We start from the raw sequence: 12,347 nt of genomic DNA, 5'->3' as shown, positions 1-12,347 counted from the left end.
CGGCCGTTGCCAGACGCGGCTCACGGGCATGAGGCGATATAGGCCTCGCACAGCGGGGCCGTCATGGCGTCCAGTACCTGGTTGTCCGCCATCGAGGGCCACGGCGGCTGCGGCGGGGCGCTAGACCACAGCGTCAGCTCGCTGATCGTGCTGCTCGCGACGTGTGCGACCAGGTAGGTGTGCATGACCACCGGCCCGCTGATCACCGCTGCCATCCGGTTCGGTTCGTCGGTCGTGATCGACGGCGACTGCAACCGCGCGCCCTGCTCGCAGCCCCGCAGCACCGCGACGGCATTGCCGAACACCGACGAGGCGATCGCGCCGCCACGGGCGGTATCACCGCGCCAGTGCACGATCTGGGCCTTCAGCTGCCACTGGCCGTCCGGATGGTCCACGGTCGCGCGGGCCGCGACCGCCGAGGCGCGGGGGTCCTGTGCCAGCGGCCGTGCGGCGCACAGTTCCTCGAACCTGAACCGCGGCCCATTGCCGACCCCGGTCACCTGCACCGCCAGGCCCGCCAGCGCGGGCCAGTTGTAGGTGGAGTTCAGCGGCACCGCGCGCGGCTGTATCCACGCGGTGGCCGGGATCTGGTCACAGATGGGCGGACAGGTCTCCGGTTCGGCCGAGGCCGGGACCACGAAGATTAGGGCGGCCACCAGGCCGCCGGCGAACAGCATCGTCGCGCAAACTACCCGCACACGACCACCCCCGTCAGGGCACAATCGTAGACATGCAACTGACGCATTTCGGGCATTCCTGCCTACTTGCCGAGTTCGATCACACTAGCGTGCTCTTTGACCCCGGAACCTTCTCGCATGGCTTCGAGGGCATCACCGGCCTGGACGCCATCCTGATCACACACCAGCATCCGGACCATGTCGACCCGGCGCGACTGCCGGCTCTGATTGAGGCCAACCCTGGTGCGGCGCTCTACACCGACTCGCAAACCGCGGCGCAGCTCGACGCACCCTTTCGGGCGGTGCACGCCGGCGACGAGCTGACGGTCGGTGAACTGACGATTCGGGCGCTCGGCGGAAAGCACGCGGTGATTCACCCGGAAATCCCTGTGATAGAGAACCTTTCGTATTTGGTCGACGACGGCGACCATCGCGCGCGGTTGATGCATCCCGGTGACGCGTTGTTCGTGCCCGACGAGCCGGTAGACGTATTGGCCGCGCCGGCGGCGGCGCCGTGGATGAAGATCGCCGAGGCGATCGATTACCTGCGCGCGGTTTCTCCGAGGCGGGCGGTGCCCATCCACCAGGGCATCGTCGCCCCTGAGGCAAGGGGTATCTACTACGGCCGGTTCACCGAGATGACCGACACCGACTTCCAGGTGCTGCCCGAGGAAAGCGCGGTCAGCTTCTAGCGTCCGCGGCTTCGAGCGTCACGCCGGCGTGACGTTCGCGGTTCATCGTCACGCCGGCGTGACTAGCCGATGTCGTCGGCGGCACCGCGGCCGGCGGCACGGCCGCTGAAGATGCAGCCGCCCAGGAAGGTGCCCTCCAGGGCGCGGTAACCGTGCACGCCGCCACCGCCGAACCCGGCCGCCTCGCCGGCGGCGTACAGTCCGGTCAACGGGGTGCCACCGTCCTGGAGGACTCGCCCGCCCAGGTCGGTCTCGATGCCGCCCAACGTCTTTCGCGTCAAAATGTGCAGTTTGACCGCGATCATCGGCCCCGCTTTCGGATCGCTCAGCCGGTGCGGCGCCACCACCCGGCCCAGCCGGTCGCCCAGATATCCGCGGGCGGCCCGGATCGCGGTGATCTGACCGTCTTTGGTGAACTTGTTAGCGACCTCACGATCGCGGGCGGTCACCTCCGCCTCCACCGTCGCATAGTCCAGCGGGGCCACGTTGGGCAGCTTGTTCATGCCGGTTACCAACTCGCCCAACGTATCTGCGCTGACGAAGTCCACACCCCGATCGATGAACGCCTGGACCGGTCCGGGCGGCCCGGAGCGGGCCCGGTTGCGCACCAGCTCGCGCACGCTCTGCCCGGTCAGATCCGGATTCTGCTCCTGCCCGGAAAGCGCGAATTCCTTCTCAATGATCTTGGCGTTCAAGATAAACCAGGTGTAGTCGTATCCGGATTTGGTGATGTATTCCAGTGTGCCCAGCGTGTCGAACCCGGGATACAGCGGAACCGGCAACCGGTTACCGGCCGCGTCCAGCCATAGCGACGAGGGGCCCGGGATGATCCGGATGCCGTGCAGCGGCCAGATCGGGTCGTAGTTCGTGATGCCCTCGGTGTAGTGCCACATCCGGTCGGGATTGATCACGCGGGCCCCGGCCTGCTGGGAAATGCCGATCATCCTGCCGTCCACGTGGGCCGGCACGCCGCTCAGCATCTGTTCGGGCACACGGCCCATTCGCTTTGGCCAGTTCTTGCGCACCAGATCGTGGTTGCCGCCGATGCCACCGCTGGTGACGATCACCGCGGAAGCGCGAAACTCGAATTGCCCCACAACTTTTCGCGATGATGACACGCCGCGGGGTTCGGTCGACGGCTCGAGGACGCTACCCCGAACGCCGGTCACCGCGCCGCCCCCGGTGCCTTCCAGGATCAATTCGTCGACTTGGTGCCGGTGCGCGAAGCGGACCGTGGAGCGATCCCGCAGTTGCCGCGCGAAGATGTCTACCAGGGCCGGGCCGGTGCCCCAGGTGATGTGGAACCTGGGCACCGAATTGCCATGTCCCTGCGCGTTGTAGCCGCCACGTTCGGCCCAGCCGACCAGCGGAAACAGTTTCAGACCCCGTTCGCGCAGCCAGCTGCGCTTCTCCCCGGCCGCGAAATCCACGTAGGCGTGCGCCCATTGCCGTGGCCAGTAGTCCTCTTCGCGATCGAAAGCCGCTGTGCCCAACCAGTCCTGCAACGCGAGCTCGTGACTGTCCCGAATGCCCAGCCGGCGCTGCTCGGGGCTGTCGACGAAGAACAGACCCCCGAACGACCAGAAGGCCTGACCACCGAGGTTGGCGCTGTTCTCCTGATCGAGGACCAGCACCCGCAAGCCGCGGTCCACCAACTCGCAGGCGGCCACCAAACCAGAGAGTCCGGCCCCGACAACAATCGCGTCAGCGGCGAAGTCCGCCGCCGAAGAATCGCCCATGTCGGATCAGGGTAGTGCCCCGAACCCAGCGATCGATCAGCTGGCTTAGGTCAGGCCGCGTCGCGAATAGCCTTGTCGGGACGCCAGCGGTAAACCGTCGGCGCGCACCCGTGCATCGAAGCCAGGTCGACGGCGTCCAGCATCGCCTGCAGCGGCCCCGGTTTGCGCAATTGGCGGGCCGCAACCGCTACCCGCACGATCCCGCCGCGACGGGCGATCCGCTCGGAGGACAGCACCACCATGCGGCACCACCACGGCTCGGTGAGGAATCCTTCTCCGATGCCGAGTACGCGGCTGCGCACGCTGGTGTGACGGACCAGGTCGGTGATCCCGTGCAAATCGGCCAGCAGCCTAAAGCCGTTGCCCGGCAATGCCTTAACGACGCCCGGTGAGACGGTCCAGCCCGGTGCGGCGAAGAGCCGGGTACGCAGTCCGAGGTGCTCGAGTACCCGGTCGGCTGCCATCAGCCGAAGGTTGGCCTCGTGTGCCCGCAGGATGGCGAACTCGCCTCGCCGCTTCTTGGTGGCGGCGTCGTCGTAACCGTGCAGCACGATGGCGTCGCCGCCGGCGCGCCGGGCGGTCAGCCACTCGACGGTGCGCGGGTCGTGGTCCAGCCGGTAGTCGCCCGACAGCCGCGGAGCCACCAGCAACGAAACCGGCACCTTGCGGGAATCCATTTGTGCACAGAACGCCTCGACGTCGTCCAGCGTGCGCTCGCCTATCCCCGAGACCGAGACGATCAATTCTCCAGCCACAACCGCAGTTTGACGAGCGCAGATGTCGGGATGGTGAAGGACACGCAGACTGCAAGCGTATATCGACGCGTATGCCGGATGTCACTCGCGGCTCCGATACGGCCTTCGCGCAACGTAGTTGGGCCACTGACGTGATGTCCGCCACCCGAGCGTAGCGCGCTGCCCGGCGTCCGCCATGCCGGCATGCCGTGAGCAAACGCGGACCAGCGTCGCGAAAGAGAAACGGTTCGATATGCTAAGCAACGCCATGGAGAAGGCCCGTACCGCAGCGGGCGACGCCGCGCTGCCCACCGCCCCCGCCGGGCTGCCGGGTGCCGAGGAACGTGTCTATCCGGACAAACTGGACGCCCCGCTACTGCGGATTTCCGGCGTGTGTCTGCTGGCCACCATCATGGCGATCCTGGATGTCACCGTCGTCACCGTCGCGCAGCGCACGTTCATCGCCGAGTTCGGATCCAACCAGGCCGTTGTCGCGTGGACGATGACCGGCTACACACTCGGGTTGGCGACCGTGATCCCACTGACCGGCTGGGCGGCCGACCGATTCGGCACCAAACGGCTCTTCATGGGCTCGGTAGTGGCGTTCGTGCTTGGCTCGCTGCTGTGCGCGGTGGCGTCAACGATATTGCAGCTCATCATATTTCGCATAGTGCAGGGCGTCAGTGGCGGCATGCTGATGCCGCTCGGATTCATGATCATGACGCGCGAAGCGGGCCCCGGGCGACTCGGTCGCCTGATGTCGATATTGAGCATTCCCATGTTGCTCGCTCCGATCGCCGGCCCGATCCTGGGCGGCTGGCTGATCGACACCTCCAGTTGGAAGTGGATCTTCCTGATCAATCTGCCGATCGGATTTGCCACGTTCATCCTCGCCTGGATCGTGTTCCCGCGAGATCACCCCGCGCGGTCGGAAACGTTCGACGTCATCGGCGGGCTGTTGCTCTCGCCCGGTCTGGCGACGTTCCTGTTCGCGGTGTCGTCGATCCCGCGCTGCGGAACGGTCGCCGATCGGCGCGTCTTGCTACCCGCGGTCATCGGCCTGACGTTGATCGCCGCGTTCGTCGTGCACGCATTGCGCCACACGGATCATCCACTCATCGATCTGCATCTGTTCCAGAACCCGGTCCTCACCCGGGCCAATGTGACGATGCTGCTGTTCGCCGGCGCATTCTTCGGAGCCGGTCTACTGCTGCCGAGTTATTTCCAGCAGGTGCTGCACCAGACGCCGATGCAAGCCGGCGTGCACCTGATCCCGCAGGGACTCGGCGCGATGCTGACGATGCGACTGGCCGGTCCACTCGTGGATCGGCATGGGCCGGGCAAATACGTGCTCGCCGGTATCGCGATGATCCTCGCCGGTCTGGGCACGTTCGCTTTCGGTGTGGCCAGGCATGCCGGATATGCACCGACCCTGCTGATCGCACTGACGGTCATGGGCCTGGGGATGGGGTGCACGATGATGCCGCTGTCGGTGGCGTCGGTGCAGGCGCTGGCGCCGCACCAGATTGCCCGCGGCACCACGCTGATGAGCGTCAGCCACCAGGTGGGCGGCTCGATGGGAACCGCGCTGATGGCGATGATCCTGACCGACCGATTCGACCGGAGTCCAGACATCGTCGCGGCGAACAAACTTGCGGCGCTACAGCAGCAGTCGGCAATCAGCGGCGTGCCGGTGGATCCGTCACAAATACCACATCAGTCACTCGCCCCGGGATTTTCCGCAAATCTCTTGCACGACCTTTCGCAGGCCTATACGTCCGTATTCGTGGTCGCGCTGGTATTGGTGGCATTTACCATCATTCCGGCGTCATTTCTGCCGAAAAAGCCCGCCGTTCAAACAGCCGTCGAATAGCCGCAATCGGCTCGCCGAGCAGCACCGATGCCAGCTCCGCGCGGTCTCGTGAAAATGGTCTTACGCACGGATTCGGCACGGGTCGAATTCGTCCGCGCGGGTGTCGGGATGATGGCGGCCACGCCGTCGTCCGGCGCCCATCGCGGCCCATCGGCCCGACCTTAGCGGGTCGGGAATACCGGCAAAGCGGCCAAATGCCGGGCCCATCTCGATATGCTCGGCCCTATGCTCAGCGACGCTATGGAAGGCGCGCGTTCCGCGGCCCCCAACGTCGCGATCCCTCTCGCCTCCGGCGGACACAGCGCCGCGGCAGGCCGCGACTATCCCGACAAGCTCGACGCCAAGCTGATGCGCGTCGTCTTCATCTGCGGGCTGGCCGCCGTGATGGCGGTGCTCGACAGCACCGTCGTCGCGGTCGCCCAAGGCACCTTCGTCACACAGTTCAATTCCAGCCAGGCGGTCGTCGCCTGGACCGTGGCGGCCTACATGCTCGCGTTTGCGACGGTCATCCCGGTAACCGGTTGGGCGGCAGACAGATTCGGAACCAAACGGCTCTTCATCGGCTCGGTCCTGGTGTTCATGCTGGGTTCGCTGCTGTGCGCGATATCGCCAACAATCATGCTGCTCATCGCCTTTCGGGTCGTCCAAGGTATCGGTGGCGGCATGTTGATGCCGCTGAGCTTCGTGATCCTGACTCGTGAGGCGGGCCCGAAGCGCGTCGGCCGGCTGATGGCGATCGGGGGAATTCCGATCCTGCTCGGTCCGATCGGCGGGCCCATCCTGGGCGGCTGGCTGGTCGGCGCCTACGGCTGGAAGTGGATTTTCCTGATCAACCTGCCGATCGGCCTGGTTGCGATCGTCCTCGCGGCAATCACCTTTCCGAAGGATCGGCCGGCCCCGGCGGAAAAACTCGACATTGTCAGCGTGCTGCTGTTGCCGCCGGGTGTCACGCTGTTTTTGGCCGGGGTCTCATCGATCCCGGCACGGGGCACGGTCGGCAATCCTGCCGTGTTGGTGCCGACGATCATGGGGTTTTTGCTCGTTGCGGCATTCGTCCTGCACTCCTTCCGCACCGACCATCCGCTGATCGACCTCCGCCTTTTCAAAAACCGCGTGGTCACCCAGGCCAATCTCGCCCTGCTGGTATTCGGTGCCCCGTTTGTCGGGCTGGGGCTGCTGGTGCCGAGTTACTTCCAAGTGGTGATGCACCAGACACCGATGCAGTCCGGGATGCATTTGACGCCGGTCGGCCTGGGCGCGGTCCTGACGATGCCGCTGGCCGGGGCATTCATGGACAAACGCGGACCCGGCCTGATGGTGCTGATCGGCCTTCCCACGATGGCGGTGGGTCTGGGCATCTTCACCTATGGCGTCGCCACGGAGGCCCCTTACCAGCCGACGCTGCTGATCGGGCTGGCGATCATGGGCCTGGGAGTCGGCTGCACCACGACGCCGCTGTCGGCGGCGGTCCTGCAGGCGCTGGCCCCGCATCAGGTCGCGCGCGGCACCACGCTGGTGACCGTCAACCAGCAGGTGAGCGGATCGATCGGCGCCGCGTTGCTGGGCGTGATCCTGACGCAGTTGTTCAACCACAACGAAACTCTGGTGACGGCGAACAAGCTGGTCGCGGCCCAACAGCAAGCCAGCGGGCAACGCATGCCGATCGAAGCCTCGTCGTCGGCATGGAAAACCATGGGCCCCGATTTCGCGACCAACGTGACGCACGGCCTCTCCCACGCCTATACGGCGGTCTTCGTGGTGGCCGTCGCGATGGTGGTGTTGACGATCATCCCGGCCGCGTTTCTTCCGATGAAGCGCCCGGAGCCCGCGGAAGACCCCGAGCCGGCCGAAGCGCTGGCCGACTGATCCCCGCTTAGCCCTCGAACAGCATCGTCGCGATCCGCAGCACGGTCTCCATCGGGTCGGTCTGCTTGACCTGAGCATTGACCGCATCGTTGAGCCAAAGCGTCGAAAACCCATGCACCAGTGACCATGCCGCCAACTGCGCGCCCGCGGGGTCAGCCTGCGCATGGACGTCGCGCAGGGTCGCCACGCCCCGCGACAGCTCGGCACCGGCAGCTGCTTCCGCAGCGGCCAGTTCGGTGTCCGTGACGTCCAGCAGCGACTTGTCGAACATCACCTGATAGTGGCCGGGATGGTCGATCGCGAACCGCACGTAGGCCAGGGCCGCATCGGCGAAGCGACCCCGCGCGGCGGTCAGCGCCTCGGCCAGCAACCGAAACCCCTGCGCGGCCAGCGCGGTGAACAGCCCACGACGATCGACGAAGTGGTGGGCCGGAGCGGCATGTGACACGCCCGCGCTGCGGGCCAGCTCGCGCAACGACACCCCGTCCGCGCCACGCTGCGCCACCAGGCGCGCGGCCTCGCTCAGGATCACCGCGCGCAGGTCGCCGTGGTGGTAATTCGGACGGTCCATGACGGCCAGCATACCGAAGCAATCTTGACAGTGACTAGATACGGGCCTACCTTGAACTATCTATCTTGTCACTGTCTAGATTGGAATCGAGATGGCTCCGCTGATCACCCTGCTGCTGGGCAGCATCGTCGCCTGGATCGCCGGCCGGCTCGGCGTCGGTTACCTCGCCGGGTGGACCGCGGCCATCGCCGCCGGACTGGCCGCGATGTTCGTTCTGACCGGGATCGCGCACTTCGCACCGCCGCTGCGTCGCGACCTGATCGCCATCGTGCCGCCGCGGCTGCCCGCGCCCGGCCTGCTCGTCACCGTCACCGGCGTGCTGGAGTTGCTGGGCGCGGCGGGACTGCTGCTTCCCGGCACCCGGACCGCGGCGGCGGTGTGCCTCCTGCTGCTGATGCTGGCCATGTTCCCGGCCAACGTCTACGCGTCCCGGATGCCCCGTCCACCCCAGTCGATGACGACGCAGCTACCCCTGCGCATCGCCGCCGAGATCGTCTTCCTCGCCGCCGCCGTGGCGGTCGCCGTCGGCAGCGGCTAGCAGCCACGCGTATTGAAATGCGGTCTCCTGCCATCCGCGATAGCGACCACTGACGCCGCCGTGACCCGCCGCCATCTGTGTCTTGAGCAGCACCGGGTTGCCGTCGGGGTTGGCGTACCTCAGGGCCGCAACCCATTTGGCCGGCTCCACGTAGTAGACCCTGGTGTCGTTCAGCGAGGTCATGGCCAGAATGGCGGGATAGTTCTTCGTCTCAACGTTCTCGTAGGGCGAGTACGACTTCATGTACGCGTAGACTTCGCTGTCGCTCAAGGGATTTCCCCATTCGTCCCACTCGGTGACGGTCAACGGCAGCGAGGGATCCAGGATCGTGGTCAGCGGATCGACGAACGGGACCTGAGCGAGGATCCCGGCGAACAGATCCGGCGCCAGGTTGGCCACCGCACCCATCAGCAGCCCACCCGCACTGCCGCCCAATGCCACCAACTCGCGCGGACGGGTTACTCCCGAGTCCACCAAATGCTGTGCCGCCGCGACGAAGTCGGTGAATGTGTTCTTCTTCTCCAGCAGCTTTCCGTGCTCGTACCACAGCCGGCCCATCTCTCCCCCGCCACGGACGTGGGCGATGACGAACACCATTCCCCGGTCCAGCAGCGACAACCGAGCGATGGAAAAGGCCGGATCCGTGCATATCTCGTAGGCGCCGTACCCGTAGATGAGGGTGGGCGCGGGGAATTCGAGGCCGGCACGGTGCACGATCGAAACGGGGATGCGGGTACCGTCGGAGGCGACCGCCCAGTCGCGCCGCTCGACGTAGTCGCTTGGCCGGTAGTCACCGAGTACGGGCTGCTCACGCAACAAGGTGCGCTCGCCGGTACCCAGGTCGACGTCGTAGACCCGCAATGGCGTGACGAGAGACCCCGCCCTGATCCGCAGCTTGGGCGAAACCCAGTTCGGATTGCCGCCCAGGCCCGACGACATCAGTTCCGAATCGAATGCGATCTCTTCGGGCTCGCCGTACTCGCCATCAGAACCGATGGGCCACAACTGGATTCGTGGCAACGCTGCACGCCGGTAACTGATCACCAGGTGACCGGCAAACGCGTCCGCGGCTTCGAGCCGAACGTCGTCGCGGTGCGCAACCAGAGTGCGCTGCTGCGTGGGATCGCTGACCGGGGCCTCGGTGAGCGTGAAGTTCACCGCGCCGTCGTTGTGCAGGATCAGGAAGCGATCCTGTCCTCCGACCACGGCATGCTCCACCGAGTATTCGACGCCTTCACGGCGCGGTAGCACGACGGTGAACTCGGCCTGCGGGTCGGCGGCGTCGGCGTAGCGCATCTCGGATGTGACCGACGAACCCGAGGCGATGAACACATACGCCTCACTTCGGCTCAGTCCCGCCCCAAGCCAAAACCGCTCGTCTGCTTCGTGATACACCAGTTCCGACGGCTCTTTCGAGCCCAGCCGATACCGCCACACCTTGTCCGGGCGGTGGGCGTCGTCCAGGGTCAGGTAGTACACGGTCCGGTTGTCGGCCGCCCACGTCACTCCGCCCGCGATGTCGGCGATTTCGTCGGGATACTTCTCGCCTGTCCGTAAGTCCTTGAACCGCAGCGTGTACCGTTCGTCGCCGATGACGTCGACGGAATAAGCGAGCAGATTAGCGTCCAGGCTGACCAGCGCGGCGCCCAGGGCGAAGAAGTCGTGCCCGTCGGCCTCTTCGTTCGAATCGAGCAGAACCTGCTCGCCCGGTATTTCGGTGTTCTCGTCCAGAGCCGGCGGGTCCCAGTCATCGGGATTCGATACCGGACAACGACATTGGACGCGATACTGCTTTCCCTCGAAGGTGCGCGAGTAGTACCACCAGTCGCCTTGCCTGGTCGGCACCGACAAGTCGGTTTCCTTGGTGCGCGCCTTGATCTCATCGAAGATCTTTTGCCGCAGCGGTTCCAGGTGGGCAAGGGCCTGGTCGACGTAGTCATTCTCGGCCTCGAGGTAAGAAATGACTTCCGGATTCGACTTCTCGCGCAGCCACTCGTACGGATCGATGAACACATCGCCGTGGTGCTCGCGTGTGGTGTCGATCCGCTTCGCGACGGGCGGGGTACCGGCCGCCGTCATGCGGCGGGGCCGATCCAGTCACCGAAGCTCAAGCCGGAAATCCGTTCGTAAGCATTGATATAACGGTCGCGTGTGGCGGCGATGATGTCGTCCGGCAACGGTGGTGGCGGTTCCGTTCCGTGACGGTCCCAGCCGGATGCGGGACTGGTGAGCCAATTGCGGACGAACTGCTTGTCGAAACTGGTCTGAACCACCCCGACGCGGTAATCCTCGGCAGGCCAGTACCGCGAGGAGTCCGGTGTGAAGATCTCATCGGCCAGCAGCAGGTTGCCGTCACGGTCGGTGCCGAACTCGAACTTGGTGTCGGCGATGATGATTCCCCTCGTCAAGGCATGATCGGCGGCCTGCACATAGATCTGCAGCGTGCGGTCGCGCAGCTCGTTGGCGCGTACCGCACCCATCATCTCGATCACCCGGTCGAAGGCGATGTTCTCGTCGTGATCCCCCAGTGCGGCTTTGGTGGCCGGGGTGAACAGCGGCTGGGCGAACTTGCTGGCCTCGACCAGCCCCGGCGGCAGCGTGATGCCGCAGACCTTGCCGGTCGCCTGATAGTCCAGCAATCCCGAGCCGGTCAGATACCCACGGGCCACACATTCCACCGGCATCATCTCCAGCTGGCGCACCACCAGCGCGCGGCCCAGCACCTCGTCCGGGATGCGTGGGTCATCGGGTGGGCCGGCCAGATGGTTGGGGGCTCCCGTTAGCCCCGAGACGAGGCCGAAGAAGAACACACTCATCGCGGTCAGGATGCGGCCCTTGTCCGGGATCGTACTGTCCAGGACGAAGTCGAACGCCGAGATCCGGTCGCTGGCGACCAGCAGCAGGTGCTCTTCGTCGACGCGATACAGCTCGCGGACCTTGCCGCTGGCCAAATGCTGATAGTCGGACAGTGCAGGGCGCATCCGGCCAGCCTATCGGGAACCCCACCCCGACCCGGGAGCTGTGCTGGGATCGAGGGCATGAGATCGCGCTTTCTGCCCTACGCCACCACGCCCGGCCGATTGCTGGCCCAGCTGTTCAGCGACACGGTCATCGTCGTGTGGACGGCGATCTGGTTGCTCGTCGGCACCGCTGTCTACGACGCCATCTCGACGATTGCCGACGCCGGCCGGCAAGTCGAGGACGGCACCCACAGCATCGCGGGGAACCTGGCCTCCGCGGGGCATGGCGCACAACACATTCCAGTCGTCGGCGACAATGTCAGCAAGCCGCTCACGTCGGCGAGCCAGGCCGCCCTGGACATCGCCAACGCCGTCCACGACCTGGACACCACGGCCAGCTGGCTCGCGGTACTGCTGGCGCTGGCCGTGATCGCTCCCCCGATCCTGGTCGCGGCCGTGCCATGGCTTTATCTGCGGCTGCGGTTCTTCCGGCGCAAATTGACCGTGACGGCCCTGGCCGCCACCCCGGCCGGTGAAGAGTTGCTGGCACTGCGGGCACTGACAAACCGTTCGCCGGCGAAGTTAGCCGCCGTCAGCGCGGATCCGGTCGGAGGCTGGCGGCACCAGGATCCGTTCACGATCCGCGCGCTGGCTGCGCTCGAACTGCGCTCGGCGGGAATCACGATTCGGCGCTAGC

11 protein-coding genes are annotated in these 12,347 nt (G+C 65.9%); 5 read left to right on the top strand and 6 right to left on the bottom strand.

What is annotated here, in order from left to right:
- Positions 1-20: 20 nt before the first annotated feature.
- Complete coding sequence (locus SKC41_RS10795; protein ID WP_330977624.1) at positions 21-677, bottom strand: ATPase; 657 nt, start codon at positions 675-677, stop codon at positions 21-23.
- 53 nt (positions 678-730) lie between these two features.
- Here SKC41_RS10795 and SKC41_RS10790 point away from each other — a divergent pair, with 53 nt between their 5' ends.
- Positions 731-1,369, top strand: coding sequence for an MBL fold metallo-hydrolase (locus tag SKC41_RS10790; protein ID WP_330977623.1), 639 nt, complete (start codon positions 731-733; stop codon positions 1,367-1,369).
- A gap of 62 nt (positions 1,370-1,431) precedes the next feature.
- Here the strand turns inward: SKC41_RS10790 and SKC41_RS10785 are convergent, their stop codons facing one another.
- The gene (locus SKC41_RS10785) at positions 1,432-3,108 is read right to left on the bottom strand and encodes an FAD-binding dehydrogenase (RefSeq protein ID WP_330977622.1); all 1,677 of its coding nucleotides are present in this window, start codon (positions 3,106-3,108) and stop codon (positions 1,432-1,434) included.
- Positions 3,109-3,158: 50 nt separating this feature from the next.
- Positions 3,159-3,863 (bottom strand): DUF2334 domain-containing protein, encoded by a 705-nt coding sequence (locus SKC41_RS10780; protein WP_330977621.1) that lies wholly within the window; start codon positions 3,861-3,863, stop codon positions 3,159-3,161.
- Positions 3,864-4,095: 232 nt separating this feature from the next.
- On the opposite strand from SKC41_RS10780, the gene SKC41_RS10775 reads away from it, so the two are divergent.
- Positions 4,096-5,715, top strand: a complete 1,620-nt coding sequence (locus SKC41_RS10775) for a DHA2 family efflux MFS transporter permease subunit (protein WP_330977620.1) — start codon at positions 4,096-4,098, stop codon at positions 5,713-5,715.
- Positions 5,716-5,940: 225 nt separating this feature from the next.
- Positions 5,941-7,581 (top strand): DHA2 family efflux MFS transporter permease subunit, encoded by a 1,641-nt coding sequence (locus tag SKC41_RS10770; RefSeq protein WP_330977619.1) that lies wholly within the window; start codon positions 5,941-5,943, stop codon positions 7,579-7,581.
- Between the two features lie 7 nt (positions 7,582-7,588).
- Here the strand turns inward: SKC41_RS10770 and SKC41_RS10765 are convergent, their stop codons facing one another.
- Entirely contained in the window at positions 7,589-8,152 is a 564-nt protein-coding gene (locus SKC41_RS10765; protein WP_330977618.1) for a TetR/AcrR family transcriptional regulator, read from the bottom strand.
- 91 nt (positions 8,153-8,243) lie between these two features.
- Between SKC41_RS10765 and SKC41_RS10760 the strand changes: the two genes are divergently transcribed.
- Complete coding sequence (locus SKC41_RS10760) at positions 8,244-8,690, top strand: DoxX family protein (RefSeq protein ID WP_330977617.1); 447 nt, start codon at positions 8,244-8,246, stop codon at positions 8,688-8,690.
- On the opposite strand, the gene SKC41_RS10755 is transcribed toward SKC41_RS10760, so the two are convergent.
- Entirely contained in the window at positions 8,619-10,769 is a 2,151-nt protein-coding gene (locus tag SKC41_RS10755) for a S9 family peptidase (RefSeq protein WP_330977616.1), read from the bottom strand. The two genes, SKC41_RS10760 and SKC41_RS10755, sit on opposite strands and share 72 nt — an antisense overlap.
- Positions 10,766-11,671, bottom strand: a complete 906-nt coding sequence (locus tag SKC41_RS10750; RefSeq protein WP_330977615.1) for a phosphoribosylaminoimidazolesuccinocarboxamide synthase — start codon at positions 11,669-11,671, stop codon at positions 10,766-10,768. Before SKC41_RS10750 ends, SKC41_RS10755 begins: the two co-directional genes overlap by 4 nt.
- A gap of 57 nt (positions 11,672-11,728) precedes the next feature.
- On the opposite strand from SKC41_RS10750, the gene SKC41_RS10745 reads away from it, so the two are divergent.
- Positions 11,729-12,346: a hypothetical protein gene (locus SKC41_RS10745; protein ID WP_330977614.1), complete on the top strand. Its 618-nt coding sequence runs from the start codon at positions 11,729-11,731 to the stop codon at positions 12,344-12,346.
- Position 12,347 lies beyond the last annotated feature (1 nt).

The organism is Mycobacterium sp. 050128 (assembly GCF_036409155.1).
GTDB lineage: Bacteria > Actinomycetota > Actinomycetes > Mycobacteriales > Mycobacteriaceae > Mycobacterium.
Note: the sequence above shows the minus strand (reverse complement) of the source record. Positions and strands in the feature narration are given on the sequence as shown.

Coding starts and splice junctions, on each gene's coding strand:
- SKC41_RS10795 (WP_330977624.1), bottom strand. CDS start 677: ATGCTGTTCGCCGGCGGCCTGGTGGCCGCCCTAATCTTCGTGGTCCCG.
- SKC41_RS10755 (WP_330977616.1), bottom strand. CDS start 10,769: ATGACGGCGGCCGGTACCCCGCCCGTCGCGAAGCGGATCGACACCACA.
- SKC41_RS10760 (WP_330977617.1), top strand. CDS start 8,244: ATGGCTCCGCTGATCACCCTGCTGCTGGGCAGCATCGTCGCCTGGATC.
- SKC41_RS10770 (WP_330977619.1), top strand. CDS start 5,941: ATGCTCAGCGACGCTATGGAAGGCGCGCGTTCCGCGGCCCCCAACGTC.
- SKC41_RS10745 (WP_330977614.1), top strand. CDS start 11,729: ATGAGATCGCGCTTTCTGCCCTACGCCACCACGCCCGGCCGATTGCTG.
- SKC41_RS10790 (WP_330977623.1), top strand. CDS start 731: ATGCAACTGACGCATTTCGGGCATTCCTGCCTACTTGCCGAGTTCGAT.
- SKC41_RS10785 (WP_330977622.1), bottom strand. CDS start 3,108: ATGGGCGATTCTTCGGCGGCGGACTTCGCCGCTGACGCGATTGTTGTC.
- SKC41_RS10765 (WP_330977618.1), bottom strand. CDS start 8,152: ATGGACCGTCCGAATTACCACCACGGCGACCTGCGCGCGGTGATCCTG.
- SKC41_RS10775 (WP_330977620.1), top strand. CDS start 4,096: ATGCTAAGCAACGCCATGGAGAAGGCCCGTACCGCAGCGGGCGACGCC.
- SKC41_RS10750 (WP_330977615.1), bottom strand. CDS start 11,671: ATGCGCCCTGCACTGTCCGACTATCAGCATTTGGCCAGCGGCAAGGTC.